At 72.4% G+C, this 16270-nt stretch carries 11 protein-coding genes; 2 read left to right on the top strand and 9 right to left on the bottom strand.

Annotated elements, in window-relative coordinates; translation table 11 throughout:
* Positions 1–21 precede the first annotated feature (21 nt).
* Complete coding sequence (locus tag OG392_RS14260) at positions 22–2214, top strand: protein kinase domain-containing protein (RefSeq protein ID WP_329279260.1); 2193 nt, start codon at positions 22–24, stop codon at positions 2212–2214.
* Between the two features lie 71 nt (positions 2215–2285).
* Positions 2286–4394, top strand: coding sequence for a protein kinase domain-containing protein (locus tag OG392_RS14265; RefSeq protein ID WP_329279262.1), 2109 nt, complete (start codon positions 2286–2288; stop codon positions 4392–4394).
* A gap of 78 nt (positions 4395–4472) precedes the next feature.
* Here OG392_RS14265 and OG392_RS14270 read toward each other — a convergent pair whose 3' ends face one another.
* From OG392_RS14270 to OG392_RS14310, 9 genes are all read right to left on the bottom strand, one after another.
* Entirely contained in the window at positions 4473–5126 is a 654-nt protein-coding gene (locus tag OG392_RS14270; RefSeq protein WP_329279264.1) for a hypothetical protein, read from the bottom strand.
* A gap of 5 nt (positions 5127–5131) precedes the next feature.
* Positions 5132–7450, bottom strand: a complete 2319-nt coding sequence (locus OG392_RS14275; RefSeq protein ID WP_329279267.1) for a DUF6571 family protein — start codon at positions 7448–7450, stop codon at positions 5132–5134.
* Positions 7451–7511: 61 nt separating this feature from the next.
* Positions 7512–7928 carry a hypothetical protein gene (locus OG392_RS14280; protein ID WP_329279268.1) on the bottom strand — a complete coding sequence of 139 codons (417 nt, stop codon included), beginning with the start codon at positions 7926–7928 and terminating at the stop codon, positions 7512–7514.
* Positions 7929–7974: 46 nt separating this feature from the next.
* On the bottom strand, positions 7975–9156 hold the full coding sequence (mycP, locus tag OG392_RS14285) for a type VII secretion-associated serine protease mycosin (protein ID WP_329287262.1): 1182 nt from the start codon (positions 9154–9156) through the stop codon (positions 7975–7977).
* 77 nt (positions 9157–9233) lie between these two features.
* A complete protein-coding gene (locus OG392_RS14290; protein ID WP_329279270.1) occupies positions 9234–10763 on the bottom strand; it encodes a hypothetical protein in 1530 nt (509 codons plus the stop codon).
* Positions 10764–10808: 45 nt separating this feature from the next.
* Positions 10809–11285, bottom strand: a complete 477-nt coding sequence (locus OG392_RS14295) for a hypothetical protein (protein ID WP_329279273.1) — start codon at positions 11283–11285, stop codon at positions 10809–10811.
* Positions 11286–11404: 119 nt separating this feature from the next.
* Entirely contained in the window at positions 11405–13729 is a 2325-nt protein-coding gene (locus OG392_RS14300; RefSeq protein ID WP_443054774.1) for a xanthine dehydrogenase family protein molybdopterin-binding subunit, read from the bottom strand.
* Positions 13726–15207 (bottom strand): (2Fe-2S)-binding protein, encoded by a 1482-nt coding sequence (locus tag OG392_RS14305; RefSeq protein WP_329279276.1) that lies wholly within the window; start codon positions 15205–15207, stop codon positions 13726–13728. Before OG392_RS14305 ends, OG392_RS14300 begins: the two co-directional genes overlap by 4 nt.
* Positions 15204–16079, bottom strand: coding sequence for an FAD binding domain-containing protein (locus OG392_RS14310; RefSeq protein WP_329279277.1), 876 nt, complete (start codon positions 16077–16079; stop codon positions 15204–15206). The genes OG392_RS14305 and OG392_RS14310 overlap by 4 nt, the downstream gene beginning before the upstream one ends.
* Between the last annotated feature and the right edge of the window lie 191 nt (positions 16080–16270).

The following is a 16270-nucleotide window of genomic DNA, read 5'->3' on the forward strand; positions in this document are numbered from 1 at the left end:
CGGATCTGACGGACCTCATCCATGCTGTCGCCCCTGACCCACGACGACCCGGCCGCGGTCGCCACGTACCGGCTCATCGCCCGCCTCGGTTCCGGCGGCATGGGAACGGTCTATCTGGCACGCACCCCCGGCGGTCGTACCGTCGCCCTGAAGACCGTGCACGCGCGGCTCGCCACCGACCCGGCCTTCCGGGCCCGTTTCCGGCTGGAGACGGACGCGGCGCGGATCATCGGCGCGCGCCACGGCGCGGCTGTCGTCGACGCGGACCCGCTGGCCGAGACGCCGTGGCTGGCCACCGAGTACGTCCTCGGCCCGCCGCTCGACGACGCGGTCGCGCTCGGCGGCCCGCTCCCCGAGCCGACGCTCCGCGCCCTCGGCGCGGCGCTCTCCGGCGCGCTGGCGCAGCTGCACTCCTCGGACGTGGTGCACCGGGACCTGAAGCCCTCGAACGTCCTGGTCACCGCGTACGGCCCGAAGATCATCGACTTCGGTATCGCGCGGGCGGCCGGGGACGACCATCTGACCCGTACGGGCGCGGCGGCCGGCACACCCGCGTTCATGTCGCCGGAGCAGGCGAGCGGACAGGAACACCCGCCCGCGGGCGATGTGTTCGCGCTCGCGGGCGTGCTGGTCTTCGCCGCGACCGGCCACGGCCCGTTCGGTACGGGCTCCGCCGCCGACCTCCTGTACCGGGTCCGCTACGCGGAGCCCGACCTCTCCGGCGTACCGGAGGCACTGCTGCCGCTCCTGACGGCCTGTCTGTCGAAGGACCCGGCGGCCCGCCCCACCACGGGCACGCTGGTCGAGCGACTCCACGACGGCCACGGCGAGTTCGCCGACCACCTGCCGCCCCTGGTCCTGACCGACATCGCCCGCCGGGCCACGGACGTCTGGCTGCACGCCCCCCACCGGCTGCCGGCCCCGGCGGGCTCGGCGGAGCCGGGGGCGGCGGAGACGGTGGCCGCCGCGCCCGTCTCCCGGCGCCGGCTGTTCTCGCTGGGCGGCGCGGCGCTGCTCGGTGTGGCGGGAGCGGGAGGCGGAGTGTGGGCCTGGCTGGGCTCGCAGGACACCCCCCAGGCCACGGGGGCCACTCCGACCGCCACGGGCCCCACGGCCGTCCCCGCCCCGACCTCGGCGGACGGGTCGCCGAAGGCCCTGTGGCAGGGGACGTCCCTCGACCGCGAGGAGGCGACCACCCAGCTGCTCGCCGGGGACGTCGTCGGGTTCGCGGAGACGGTGGCGTTCCGGGTCCTGGACCCGAAGGACGGCCGCGCGCTCTGGGAGGATGCCCTGGATCCTCGCCAGGTCAGCAGCGACGGCACCAACTTCTACGCGTCGGCCGGCTCGTACGAAGGACCGGGCGAGCTGCGCGTCCGTACGCTCGACCCGCGCACCGGCGACGACGCGGCCCGGCAGATCGTCCTCAAGGGCTTCGACGGCACGAACTCGGGCACCGAACTCCTCACCGTGTCCGGCGGCGTGCTCTACGCCGCCTCCCGCCTCGGCAAGAAGGAGATCGACTCCGACGCCAACGAGCGCGGCTGGCACCTGCTCGCCGTCGACCTCCGTACGGGCAAGGAGGCCTGGCGCCAGGCGTACGAGTGGGACGGTGTCCGCCCCTGGCTCTCGCAGGTCGTCGGCGACCGGCTCATCCTCGGCAAGAACAGCGGCGACCTGGAGTACTTCGTGGTTCAGGCGCGTGACCTGCGCGACGGCCGGCAGCTCTGGGAACGGCGCATCGCCCTGAAGGACTCCCAGTCCTACAAGCCCGGCCAGCTGGCGATCGACGAGCGCCATGTGTACATCGGCGGCGACCGCCTCCGCGCCCTGCGCCTCACCGACGGCGGGACCGCCTGGCAGTACGGCTCCGGTTCCACCTACTTCGGTCTGCCGGCCGTCGCACGCGACGTCGTCTACGTGCAGGAGCAGCGGGACTCCCCCGGCATCGTGCTCCTCTCGGCCGACAAGGGCGTCCTGCGCTGGACGGAGAGGGCCGCGGGCCGTGCCCTGACCCCCGAGTACCTCTCCGTCCCCGTGGTCGGCGACAAGTACGTGTACGCCCCCGTGCGCGGCGGGCTGAGCGCGGTGGATCTGGAACTCCACAGCTCGGCCTGGGTGTTCCCCACGGACGCGAGCCGGTACGTCGTCGACAAGGAGCGGACCCGGATCATCGGGGCGGGAAAGACGTCCGTGACGGCCATCCCGATCGCCTGACCCGCGCCTCGCCGCCGCGCGCATGAGCGGCCACCGACCATCCTCCCTCCACTCCCTTCCCGGAGAGCCCCGTGACCACGCAGCCCCTCACCACCGGCGATCCGCTCCGGCTCGGCCCGTACCGCCTGCTCGGCGTCCTCGGCGAGGGCGGCATGGGCAAGGTGTACGTCGGCCGGGACGGCGACGGCGCTCCCGCGGCCGTCAAGGTCCTGCGGCCCGAACTCGCCCACGACCGGCACCTCGCCCAGCGCTTCGTCCGCGAGGCCGACATGGCGCGGGCCGTCACCAGCACGGGCGTGGCCCGGGTTCTCGGGGCGCAGACCGAGGGCGGACGGCCGTGGATCGCCGCCGAGTTCCTCGCCGGGCCGACGCTCGACGAGGCGGTCCGGGCGTACGGACCGATGGACGGGCCGGCGGTCCGCGCGCTCGCCGTGCGGCTCGCCCGCACGCTGCACGACATCCACGCGGCCGGCCTGATCCACCGCGACCTCAAGCCCGCGAACATCGTGCTCACCTCCACCGGCCCGCGGATCATCGACTTCGGCATCGCCCGCCCCGAGCACGGGCTCACCCTGACGACGACGGGACAGATCCCGGTCACCCCTGGGTACGGGGCTCCCGAGCAGGTCCTCGGCCAGCGCGTCGGGCCGGCGTCGGACGTCTTCTCGCTCGGCGCGGTCCTCGCGTACGCGGCGAGCGGGCGGCGCGCCTTCGACGGCGCGCACGTGCCGGCCGTCCAGTACGAGGTGGTGCACGGGACTCCCGACCTGAGCCTGGTCCCGCCGGAGCTGCGGGAGCTGATCGAGCCGTGCCTGGCGAAGGATCCGGCGTACCGTCCCCGGCCTCCGCAGGTCGCGGAGGCCTTCGCCCCGCCGAAGGGCGCGGACCGGGTCTGGCGCAAGGGGCCGCTCGCCGATGACATCAAGCGGCGCGAGACGGCCACGAAGCGTCTGACCGCGCCCGCGGAGACCGTCGTGCCGTCCGGTTCACCGTCCCGGCGCCGCTTCCTCACCGGCGCCGCCGTGAGCGTGGCGGTCCTGGGCGCCGGTGGCGGGGCGGGCGCGTGGTGGCTGAACCGGGAGGAGAAGCCGAAGGCCTTCGACGTGCCACCGGCCGTGCGAACGCCGGAGGCGGCGTTCGTCTCGGCCATCGACACCACCCCGGGCGAGGTCCCGAAGCCCCTGTGGGGCCCGCTCGACGTGGTGGCGGCCGGGGGCGAACTCCCCCTTCCCGTACGAGACGTGGTGATCGTCCAGGCGAAGACCGGCGGTCTGCTCGCCCTCTCCGTCACGGACGGGAAGGAGCGGTGGCGGGCCCGGGACATCGACGCCGACGCGGGTTTCGTCTCGGTCGGCGACCGCATGGTCGTGGGCGTCGACAAGGAGGGCGTCCTGAATGCCTTCGCCGCCTCCACCGGCGCGCCCGTCTGGCAGACGGGCAGCGACGTCGACGATGTCCTGGCCGCCGACGACACCCACGTCTACCTGGTGACGAAGGACAACGAACTCCGCGCCGTCAACGCCTGGACCCTGGCGACGACATGGTCACGCCCGATGACCTCCCCCCGCTCCCAGAACGGCCCGGCGAAGGCCGCCGTGGGCAGGAAGCGGCTCGTCGTGCACGGCAGGGACGGCCATGTCGCCGCGCTCTACACCGAGAACGGCGAGACGGACTGGGACATCAAGGGCCAGGGCACCGACGGCCAGGCGCCGGCGCTCGGCCAGAACAACATCGCCTACCTGGGCGGTCACAGCCTGATGGCCCGCCGCCTCGACCGCGGCGACTACCTCTGGGCCGAGGAGTCCCTGACCACGGAGGCCGGGGAGCCCGGCTTCGGCTCTCCGGCCGTGGACGGGGATCTCGTCGTCGCGGTGCGGAAGTACAGCGTCTACCGCCTCGGCACCCTGCCGGATTACCACACGGCCGAGTCGAAGTGGAGCAAGGTGCTGGACGGCTTCGGCCTCAGCTCCGACCCGGTCAGCCCCCCGGTCGTGGAGGGGACGACGGTCTGGGTCCACGGCCTCGAAGACCGCGTCGAGGTCATCCACAAGGTGTCGGGCGACCTTCTCTTCAACGCGAAGATGCAGGGCCAGGGCCCCTACCAACTGGCGAGCGACGGCAACCGCGTCTTCCTCGCCCGCGCGGGCCGGATCGTGGCGATGCCGGTGTTCGGGGTGTAGTCCGGTGCTCGGGGTGGGGGCCGGCGCTCGGGTGTGGGCCGGTGCTCGGGGAGGGGCGTTGCTCGGGGAGGGGCCGCCTCACGGCCGCGCCGTCGCCGGCACCCCCTCGGCCAGCTCCGTGCCCGCACACCCCAGCTCGTCGGCCACGTGGCGGGCCGCCGCGTTGGCGAGGGTGATCAGCCGGGTCCGGTGCTCCAGATCCGTGTCCGGGATGCCGGCCGGGCCCCAGATCCTCGTCTCGACGACGATCTCGTGGGCCGGTGCCTTGAGGCGGCAGGAGAAGTAGACGGCGCCCAGGCCGGAGGAGGCGAAGGCCTCACGTCCCGAGGTGTAGGAGGTCACCTTCGGGGCGAGGTTCGAGCCCAGGTAAGGCCCCTCCCCCACCGCGTTCACCTCGATCTTGAGGTTCTTCGGTCCGCCCTCGGCCGGCACGAGGCCGCAGTACGTCACCGGCTGCGGCTGGTAGGAGTCGGCCCAGGGCGCGGCCGCGTCGTCGCGCAGCCTGGCGAGGGCCTTGTCCGGCTTCGAGTAGTTGTCCTCGAAACGACCGCTGCCCAGGACGGCCTTGAGCGCCGTCGTGGCCGCCCCGTCCTCGGCGAAGCCGCCGCAGACCTCCGCCGCCGCCAGGCCCTGCGGTTCCTCGGCGCCGCCGCCGCCGTTCCCCCCGGAGCAGCTCGTGAGGAGGGCTGCCACGGCCGCGGCCGCCCCGAGGCGCGTCAGAGCGGACCGCATGCGCATCACTTCTTCTCGTACGGGTCGGGGAGCGCGTTGTCCCGGGCGTGCAGACGCGCGCCCCGGACCTGGTCGACCAGCATCTCGTCCAGGTAGTTCCGGTCCCGCTCGCTCCAGCCGGGCGCGTTCGCGTAGGCGATGCCGGGGCGGAGCGAGTTCTCCTTGCCCATGGCCAATGCCTCGTTCTTCAGGTCGTCGGACTTCTTCTTGAGCAGCTCGTCCTTCTCGTACTTCTCGGCCATGTCGTCGGCCTCCATGCCGATGAAGGTCGTCACGGCGCCGCCCACCGTCTCGGCGGCCAGCGGTACGAGTACGCCACCGGCACCGCCGGTGAGGGCGACGACACCGCCCGCGGCGGCCGCGCCGATGCCGAACTTGACCCATTCGGTCGTCCGGCCGACGGCCTTCTTGTGCTCCTCGGAGTCCTTCTCGTAGTCCTTGTCGATCTGCGCCATACGGGATTCGTCCATGATCCCCTGCGCCTCGGACCCGATACGGAGCGTGGTGCGGGCGTCGGTGAGGTCGCGCTCGTCGAAGGTGGACCCGGGCTTGGGGCCGACCTCGTCGAGGACGCTCGTCGTGTAGAGCATCTCGGCGGCCGAGAGGGTGGCGTGGCCGGTCTCGCTCTGGGACACGATGCCCATGAAGTTGACGGCGTCGCCGCGGTTCCAGAGCAGTCCGGTGTCGAACTCCTCGCCGAAGCGGGACTTTCCCCTGTCGTCGTTGTTGCCGAAGGGCGAGTTCTTCTTCTCCTCCATCGTCGTGTCGCTGTCCGTCTCCAGGGAGCGGTTCAGCTCGTCGATGTAGGCGGCGCCCATCTTGCCCAGGCTGTCGTCGATGCCCGGCTGCTCGTGCATGTACTTGGGATCGTTGCCGTACCGCTCGACGACCTTCTGCATGACCTCCGCGTTCTCCGTGGTCCGTACGTCCTTGAGGCCCTCGGCCTCGGCGTCGTACGGGTGGCCGGTCGTCGCGGACTCCAGGGCGTGCCCGAGGGCGTTGTAGCCGGGCTCCTTGGTCCTGTCACCCTTGTCGTTGAGCTCCTCGGGCCACTCGCGGTCCTTGGTGAAGTAGTCGAACGGGTCGATCTTCTTGTCGTCCTTGGTGTTCTCGGGCGTGAGGTCGACGCTTCCGTTGAAGAAGTCCGTCGACGCCTTGGGGTTGTGCCCGAGCCCCTCCATGAAACCGATCATGGGGTCGTTGCCGAGGTCGCCGCCCTGCCAGTTCAGGTGGCTCGGCATGCCGCCCATGGCGTGCCAGGCCCGGTCGGCCGGCAGGCGTCCGTCGTGCGTCATCTTCCGCTCGGTGATGACGAGCCCGTTGCCGTAGTCCTTGAGGAACTTGTCGTCGTAGTCGCCGACCCGCATCAGGTTGCTCATGACCTGGAAGCCGTACGGGCTGGTGCCGCGCGTCTGGATGGGCTCGCTTCCGGCCTTGATGACGTCGGCCTTCCACTGCTCCATCTCGGGGCTGGTGGAATGGGTCGCGGTGGCGAGCGTCAGACTCCAGTTCGTCTGGAGTTCCTTGAGCTTGTCGCGGTGGTCGACACCGAGGCGCGAGCCGTCGCTCGGGTCGCCCATGTCGGCCCAGTACTCCATGCTGCCCTTCGGCCCCACCTCCAGGGCGAACTTCTCGGCGAAGTACGGGTCCTTCTGGTTGGCCTTGAAGAGGGCGTTGAGCTTGTCGATCTCCGCCGGGGTGGCCTCGTCGCCCTTCTTGTACAGCTCGTAGGCGGCGTGCGCGTCCTCGGCGTCCTGCGCCTTCGAGGCGGCGGCGAGCGAGTCGTAACCCGTACCGGAGAAGTTGTTCTTGTCCGTGCCGACGAGGCCCCGCAGCGCTCGCGATGCCACGTCGTCGGCGTTGTTCGCCCGGTCGATCGCGGCCTTGATCGCCGACCGCATCGCCTCGAAGTCGGCCTGTTCGGGCTTGGGGCCGTCGTAGTCCTTGGCCCGGCGGTCGGGGTGGATCAGGTAGCTGACGACGCCGTCCTGGTCGATGCGGATGCCCTTGCCCGGGGCCTGCTCGACCAGTTTCTCCAGCTCGCTCTTCGCCGCCTGGAACTCGGTGTGGGCGTCGCGCAGGATGTTGCGGATGCTGGTCGCCCCGACGAGGGCGTCGCCGAACTCCTTGGCGGTCTTCCTGACGAACGCCTGGGTCACCCCGGCGTTCTCGCCCTTCCAATCGGCCTTCTCCGCCTTGCCCTTGAGGCCGGTCTCGGCCTTGTCCTTGCTCTTCTCCAGCTTGGACACCGCCTCCGACCAGACAGAGGAAGCCTCCTGGAGGCTGCCGAGCCGGGCGTGGAGAACCTGGTCGAACTTCAGCATCTAACGTCCCTCGTCAGCCGTTTCCGTACCGCGCCGTGCCGTGCCGTGCCGTGCCGTCGGCCTACTTGAAGTGCGCGTCGATCGTGGACATGGAGAAGTTCGTGATCAGTACTTCCTCATGGTTGGCGTGGCTGGTGACCGTGTCCTCGAGGTGGTTGTGGATGTGCGCACAAGCACTGATGAGGGTCTCGGCCTGGTCCCGCCACATGTCCCACATGGCCCACATCGCCGATCCGGTCTGGAACCCGTCCCCGTCAAGGCTCTTGGCCGCCGTGTCCGTCTGGGCGCCGGCGTGGAAGGCGTCCCGCTCGAACCAGTGGAACAGCTCCTGGGCCTCGTTCCCGATGGCCTTGAGGTCGGCGGAGGTCACCTTGTAGTCGCTGGGACCACCACCACCGCCGCCTTCGGCGGGCACACCGTTGAGCCTCATCGCCGCGGTCTCGCCGCGGACTTGGCTCCACTCCTCGTCGAACGACATCTACTTCCCCATGAGTGAGTTACGGATGTCCGGCAGCGGGGCGGATTCAGCCCCGCCGCGAACGGAGCACGGGTACGGCGACCGCGGCAGCGATCAGCACGGCCGCGCCGATGCCGAGGCCGATCCACAGGCCGGCGTCGCCGCCCTCGTCGCTCGACGCCTGTGGCGCCGCCGCGGGCGCGTCGGAGGACGCGGAGGGCACGGCGGAGGGGGCGCCCGCCGACGACTCGGCCGAAGGCGACTCCGACACGGTGGCGTCGAGATCGTCGATGGGCCGGACGTCGGCCGGACCCGGGTCGCCGGGCGTCTTCAGCGCACGGAGCGGGCGGACCGCGCCGAAACCGACGTAGTCGCTGCGCTTGGGTCCCTCGGTCGGCGGCGAGATGGTGTTGAGCATGACCTTGAGGACCTGGTTGTTGGTCCAGTCGGGGTGCTTCGACCACACGAGCGCGGCGGCGGCCGAGGCGAGGGCGGTGGCGTCACTGGTACCGGTGGAGGAGCAGATGCCGGTGCCCCCGCCGCAGGCGGCGACGGTGTCCTTGCCCGGAGCCACCATGTCGACCTGTGGGCCGACCTGGGACATGGGAATGCGTGTCAGCTTCTTGTCGACCGCGCCGACACCGACGACGCCCGGGGTCGCGGCCGGGTACATCGGCTTGTTGCCCTTCTGAGCATCGTTGCCGACGCCCGCGAAGATCAACGCGCCCTTGTCCAAGGCGTACTTCACCGCGCTCGTGACCTGCGGCGAACCTGTCTCCACGGCGATCGAGACGTTGATGACCTTGGCCCCGGAATCCACGGCGAACCGGATCGCGCCGGGCAGGATCCGGTTGAACTCCGCGTCCGCCGCCGCCTGGCTCTGAGTGTCGTCGTCCCCACTCGGCACGCGGATCGGGAGGATCTTCGCCCCGGGAGCCAGCCCGAAGGCACCGTTGCCACCGTCACGCTCACCCGTTCCGGCGATGAGGCCCGCCATCCCGGTGCCGTGGCCGTCGAAGTCGGTGGACTCGTCGCCGGGCTTGGCCGGGTAGAAGTCCTTGCCCTTGAGGACTTGCCCTCGAAGGTCGGGATTGTTCTTGTCCACACCGCTGTCGATGACCGCGACGGTCACGCCCTTACCGGTGCTGAGCTGCCAGATCTCCTCCGCGCCCATCGCGGTCAGGTGCCACTGCCTGTCACGGACGCCCGCCGCGTGGGCGGGAACGGAAGCGATGCCCACCAGCAGCATCCCCAAGGCGGCCGAGGCGGTGACTCGGGCACGGCTCCGACGAATACTGCTGGTACGCATCTGCTTCCTCGCGCTGATCAGTCGATGACGGGCGGCGCCACGCGGCGCCCCTGCTGCCAGGTCTCCTCGTCCTCGACCAGGTAGTCGGGACGCTCTCCGTTCGTCTCCTCGCGGTCGCCGGGCCGCGCCGGGTTCCCTCGCACGAGGCCGGAGCCACCGGGCGTGAAGGGACGCGCGGCGTTGCCGGCGCCCCCGGCGGCACCGGCACGCTGCGTCTTGCCGCCGACGACTCCACCGCTCTCGCCGGCGAGCCGGCGTCCACCGGTGATGCCCTGTCCGGCGCCCGAGCCGCCCATCTGGCCGCCCATGCCGCCGCCCATGGGCGCGCGGCCCATGCCCGTGCCGTTGCGGCCGCCCGGCTCGGTGCCGATGACGGTGCTGCGCGGAAGGCCCGTCTGAGGACGGCCCTGCGTGCTGGGCACGGCCTTGCCGCCGCTGATGCCCTCACGGGGACCGCCCAGCGGGCCGGGACCCGTCAGGCCGCGCGGGCCGGTGTTGCCCATCGGATTGCGCGTGCCGCCGGTGACCGGACCGGTGGGAGGCAGCGCCCCGGGTCCGCCCTTCGACGGAAGCGTGGGCATGCCCGTGGTGGGCACGAACGGAGGCGCGCTGCCGTCCGGCTTCGTGATCGGCGGCGGGGTGCCCGGGGTCTGCGTCGTGGGTCCGGGCAGGGTGGTCGGCGGCGTCCTGGTGTCGACGCTGTCGATGCCGAGGTCCACGGGCACGTCGGGCCGCACATCCGGCCGGACGACATGCGTCGGCCCGGTCGTGTCGTGGGTCGGCGGGAGGGGGACGTTCGTGTCCGGCGTCGTGCGGGTGTCCGGCTGGGGGTGGGTGGTCTGCGTCCCCGTGCTCCGGTCGGTGCCCGTCGACGTTCCCGTGCTCTGCGGCGAGGAACCGACGTAGTCGGTGCCGCCCGTGACGCGGCCGGAACTCGCCGGCACGAAGTCCCCCGGCGGCGGCGGGAACGTCGGCGGCTGGACGCTCGTCATGTGGAAGCCCGACCAGAAGTACGCGGACGAGAGCTTCCGCATCTCCTCCTCCGCCGCGCGCTTGGTCTCCGCCTCCTTGGCCTGGATGGCCTTGAGTTCCTCGCTGGCGGAGATCGACCTGCTCGCGTCACGGGCCACGCCCGCCGCGTCGGGGTCGTTGTGGTACTTCTGCGCGGCGGCCAGGTTCGCCTTGGCGGACTCGTGGGAGGTGTAGCGCGGCATGGCGCTCTTGGCACTGGCGATGGCCGCTGCCGTCTTGTGCATCTCCAGGGCACCGTTGCCGCTGTACTCGCTGAGCGACTTGGTCGAGCTGACCACGCCGTCGGCCCACACGTTGAAGGCCTTCTCGGCTTCGCCCTCCCATTCCACCCGGGTCGAGCGGTTCTTGAGCTGGTCCGCGATCTCCAGGAGCTTCTCGGCCGCCGCCTTCAAGCGGTCGCCCGCGATCCTCACACCGGATTCGCTGGCCTCGTCCAGCCAATCCAGCATCTGCTGGTGCGTCATGGAGGTGAAATCGGTTCCGCCTCCGCCGCCGCCGCCCTCTGCTGGCCTCATCCTTCGCCTCTTCCCCGTGTCCCCGACATTCCGTCCGCGCCCGTCCTAGCGGAGGGAGCCGACTCCGTCGCCCGTCTGGTCGGTCCCGGTCTCCGGGACGCGCCCCGCCTCGCGGTCCGCCTTCGCCTTGGCGTCATCGGTCCGCTGGTGAATGTTGATCATCTTCTGCTTGACGTCGTCGTCCATCTGCTCGAAGCCGTCCTTCGACGCGACGACCGCGATGCCCATGCCCTCCAGGCAGTCCTGCAGCAGGCCGGAGAGCTCGGTCAGCTGCCCGAGGACGGTCTCGTACGAGGAGTAGATGCCGTTCGCCTCGCCCCAGGCCGCACCGCCTCCGCCGAACTTGACGCGTCCCAGCGGGTCGGCCTTCATCTTGCCCGTCCCGGCCTCCGAGGAGGTGAGCATCTCGATCAGACCGTCGATGCTCGTCTTGAACTCGGACATGGTCTCCGTGTTGTAGCGCACCGCGTCGGCGCTCATCGGCCGCATCCCGTACCCGCCCCCGTCCACGTAGGCTTGCATGCCCGCGTTCCTCCCCCGTCGAACTGCTGTCCGCACCCTGCAAAGTCCAGAAGTCCACTGTAGTCAGGAACGACGACAGTGCGCACCTCCGGGTTGCACAAGCAACGGACATCACAGGGTTACGAATTGGGCACGGCCACCGCTGCCTGCGGGCGGATCGGGAGGCGGTTGACCGGGCGGCCCGTCGCCGCGCGCACCGCTGAGGCCACTGCGGCGGGTGAGGTGACGACCGGGATCGCGCTGGCCGCCTTCGCGCCGAACGGCGCGACGACGTCCCGCTCTTCGACGAGTTTCACGATGCGAATGTCCGGGGCGTCCAGGGATGTCGGGAGTGCGTAGCCGGTGAAGTCGGGGTGCCGGACCAGGCCCCGGGCGGTGCGGAGGTTCTCCGTGAGGGCCGCGCCGACGCCCTGGGTGACGCCCGCCTCGATACGGGTCGCGAGCTGGGCCGGGTTGAGGACGCGGCCGACGTCCTGGGCGACGGCCATCTCCACGACGCGTACGGCGCCGAGTTCGATGTCCACGTCGACCACCGCGCGGATCGCGCAGAACGCGAGGCCGACGAACGCGTCGCCCTGGCCCGCCTCGTCGAGCGGCTCCGTGGGGTGCGGGCGGCACTGGGCGGTGGCCCAGAGCTCCTTGCCGTCCATCGCCTCCGTGACCGTCGTCGACAGCACGCCGTCGTACGAGGTGATCTTGCCGTCGGTGATCTGGAGGAGCTCCGTGGACATGCCGAACTGGTGGGCCAGCGGCTGGAGGAGCTGCGTGCGGACCATCTTCGCGGCCCGCTCCACCGCCCCGCCGGAGACCCAGGTGTGGCGGCCGTGCGCCGCGGGCCCCGCCGGCGGCTGGTCGGTGTCGACGGGGGCCACGTGGACCTCGTCGATGCCGAGCGTGTCCTGCACGATCTGGCGGGCGAGGGTCGAGAAGCCCGAACCGGTGTCCACGGCCGAGCAGATGACCGTCGCCACCCCGTCCTGGACCCGCACCGTCGCGGTCGAGACCTCGTCCGTGCCCTCCGCGCCCAGCATGTGCACCATGCCCAGCGCGTAGCCCACGCCCCGTCGCACCGCGCCCGGTTCGCCCGCGCCCTCGGGGCCGCCGGGCAGCAGCCACTCGCCCTCCGGGGTGTCCTTGGGGAGCGGGGGCAGCGGGAAGTCCCGTACGGCGGAGAGGAGTTCGGCAACGGGGGCGGGGCAGGTCACCGTCTGGCCCGTCGGCAGGATGTCGCCGGTCGACATCACGTTCCGCATGCGCAGCTCCGCCGGGTCCACGCCCAGCTTCGCCGCGATCTTGTCCATCTGCGCCTCGTACGCCGCGCACACCTGCATCGCGCCCTCGCCGCGCACATGGCCGGAGGGCGGGTTGTTCGTACGGACCGCCCAGCCCTCGACGAAGGCGTGCGGGACGACGTACGGGCCGCAGGCGAAGGCCACGGCCGCCGCGAGCGACTCCGACGAGGAGTCGGCGTACGCGCCCGCGTCGAGCAGGATCTGCGCCTCCACCTTCACCAGGTGTCCCTCCGCGTCCGCGTGGTGCCGGTAGCGCAGCAGGGTGGGGTGCCGGTGGGCGTGCCCGAGGAAGGACTCCTCGCGCGTGGCGGTGAGCTTGACCGGGCAGCCGGTGCGCAGGGCCAGCAGGCCCAGCGGGATCTGGAAGCCCGGGTCCTCGCGGTCGCCGGTGGCGCCGGGCACGCCCGTGACCACCAGTTTGACCTGCTCCGGCGGGAGGCCGAAGCAGGCGGCGGCCAGGTCGCGGTCGGTGTGCGGGTCGGTCGAGGCGGTGTAGAGCTCCACGCCGCCGTCGGGGCGCGGTACGGCCAGGCCCGCCTCGGCGCCGATGGGCGCCGGGTCCTGGCGCCCGATGCGGTACAGGCCCTCGACGACGATCTCGCCCGTCACGTCCGGGTCGCCGAAGCGCAGCGGGATGTGCCGGATCAGGTTCCCGTCGGGATGCAGCGCCTCGGCCGCGAACGCCTTCTCCGGGTCCGTCACCGGGTCGAGCACCTCGTACTCGACGGCGATCGCGGCGGCGGCGAGCCGGGCCGTGTCGGGGTGGTCGGCGGCGACGGCGGCGATCGCCTCGCCGTGGTGCCGGACCAGGTCGGCGGCGAACACCGGCCGGTCGGCGACCCGCCGGCCGTACGTCGCCGCGCCCGGCACGTCCGCGGCGGTCACCACGGCCCGGACGCCCGCCATGGCGGTGGCCGCGCTCGTGTCGACGGAGACGATGCGCGCGTGCGGGTGCGGGGAGCGCAGGATCGCGGCCCAGAGCAGTCCCTCGGCCCACAGGTCGGAGGCGTACGGGAAGGTGCCCTCGGTCTTCGCCCTCGCCTCGGCCTGCGGAAGCGAGGTGCCGAGGCCGTGCGCGGCCGGCTCCTGACCCAGGGCCCCGGGGGTGTCCAGGACCGGGATCGTGGGAACGGCGGTGATCGCGTCGCTCACGCCATGCCTCCGTCGTGCGGGTGGGGGATCTGGTGCGGGACCCGGGGCTCTTCGGCGGCCTCGGACGCGGTGGCCGCGGCGCTGGCCTCGCGCTCGGACACGACGTCGCGTACGGCTTCGAGGACGCCCCGGTAGCCGGAGCAGCGGCACAGGTTGCCCGCGAGCGCCTGGCGGGTCTCCAGTTCGGTGGGGGCGTGGTTGCCCTCGAGGAGGTCGTGCACGGTCATGCACATGCCGGGGATGCAGAAGCCGCACTGGACGGTGCCGCACTTGGCCATGGCGCGCTGCACGTCCGACGGCTCCCCGTCGACGGCCAGGCCCTCGACCGTCCGCACCTCGCTCCCGGCGGCGGTCGCCGCGGGGACCAGGCAGGAGGCGACGAGCCGGCCGTCGACCTGCACGTTGCACGCGCCGCACTCGCCCTGCGAGCAGCCGTCCTTCGCCCCGGCGAGGCCGAGGCGCTCGCGCAGGACGTAGAGCAGCGACTCGCCGATCCAGGAGCCGGTGACGGGCCGGTCGGCGCCGTTGACCCGGAGGGTGTACGAGGTGTGGGGGTGCTCGTCACTGTCGGTGGAGGCGGCGAGGATCGCGGCGGGGGCGGACTCCGGAGCGGTGTCCGCCTCCGGTGCCCGGCCGGACGCGCCGGCGTCGGACGGATCGGACACGTCGGACGGATCGGACGCGTCGGACGCCTCGGGTGCTTCCCGCTCGCCCTCCGCTTCCCGCACCTCCGCCCCGGCCGCCTCGCCCTCCGGGCGCGCGCCCGGCTGCTCGGCGTCCGCGTCGGCGTCGGCAGGCTCCGCGACCGGCTCGGTGGCCGGTCCGGCCACCGGCTCCTCCGGCAGGGCCCAGGGTGCCGGGGCGCCGCCCGGCAGGGTCGCCGGGGCCTCCGCGTACGGCCGGACAGCCGAGGCGGCGAAGTCGCCCGACTCCTCGGCGGAGGCAGCCTCTTCGGCCACCTCGCTCATCTCCGGTACGGCCGGGATCTCCCACTGGCCGGTGGTGCCCGGCCCGGCGGGAGGCGTCACCTCCGTGAAGCGCCACTCGGACGTCGCGTGCGGGTCCTGCTCGAAGTGCTCGGCGTACTCCGCGCGCCCGGCCTCTCCGGCGGCGTACCCGGCCTGCCCGGCGGCGTACGCCCCCTGGCCGCCCTGCTCGCCGTACCCGCCCTGCTCCGCGTACCCGCCCTGCTCCGCGTACTCCGTCCCGTCGAAGTACTGCGTCTGCTCCGCCCGCGTGGGCAGGTGGACGTTCCACGTGCCCGTCGCCGACGGGTCCGTCGCCGGGTTGAGCGGCTGCAACGGGGTGATCATCGGCGGTACGTAGCCGTGGCCGGGCGCCTCCAGGGGCACACCGTCCAGCATGAAGTCGGGCGGCAGCTGGACGAACGCGGTGGCGTCGCCGTCGTACCCCTCGCTCTGCGGGATCGGCTCCCAGCCGCCGGAGTCCTGCTGCTGACCCTGCTGTTCGTTGCTCACGACAGTGCCCTCCCGAGTGCCCGTCGGGCGAGTGCGGCGACGGTGCGCCGCAGATGCAGTACGGCCGGGGGCAACACGTCGTCGCCCGGCGGGTCCGGGATGCAGGCGGCGGCCACGTACTCGCCGAACGCGGCGAGCGCCTCCGGGGCGAGACCCCGGTCGTTGTCCCAGTCGACCAGCGAGGCGATCCAGCGCTCGGCCTCCAGCGGGCGCAGCGGCATCGGCGCGACGGCGCCGACCGCGCAGCGCACCCCGCGCCGGGCCGGGTCGAGGACGACGGCGACGGAGGCGGTGGCGCGGGCTGGGCCGGTCCGGCCGGTGGCCTTGACGAAGACCTGGGGGGCGTGGAGCAGCGGGACGCGGACGAAGGCGACGAGTTCGCCGGGGGCCAGCAGGTCGCGGCCGGCGAGCAGGTGGGAGACGGGGATCTCGCGGCTGCCGAGCGGCCCCAGGACGACCAGGTCGGCCTCCAGGGCGGCGAGGACGGGCAGCGAGTCGCCGGTGGGCGCGGCGGTGACGACGTTGCCGCCGAGGGTGCCCGCGTTGCGGATCTGGGGCGGTCCGGCGGCACGGGAGGCGGCGGCGAGGGCGGGGATGAGGGCGGCGAAGTCGGGGCGGCCCATGCGCGCGTGGGTGAGGCCCGCGCCGAGCAGGGCGTGGCCGTCCTGGTACTGCCAGCCGCGGATCTCGTTGATGCGGCTCAGACCGACCAGTCCGGCGGGGCGGAGCTGCCCCTTGTTGACGGCTGCCATCAGGTCGGTGCCACCGGCGACCGGGACGGCGGCCGGCATGGCCGTGAGCGCTGCCACGGCCTCGTCGAGCGAGGCGGGCAGCGTCACGGACTGCGCCGTCTGTGGTGCGTGCGTGGTCAACCCGCTGCCCCTTCCCGGTGTCCCGGTGGTCCCCGAATGTGCCCGGCGGTCGCGCCTGCGTGTGGGCGTACCGTACGTGCTCACAGGCCGGACGTGGCAACTCTGGCACATCTTCCGAGCGGTCCGGCGCGAGGGCCCGCGAAGGACTGTTCCGTCCGGGACGCCCCGACGCGTGACGGTAACTTCCGTTT

Origin of the sequence: Streptomyces sp. NBC_00691 (genome assembly GCF_036226665.1) — a bacterium.
Classification (GTDB): domain Bacteria; phylum Actinomycetota; class Actinomycetes; order Streptomycetales; family Streptomycetaceae; genus Streptomyces.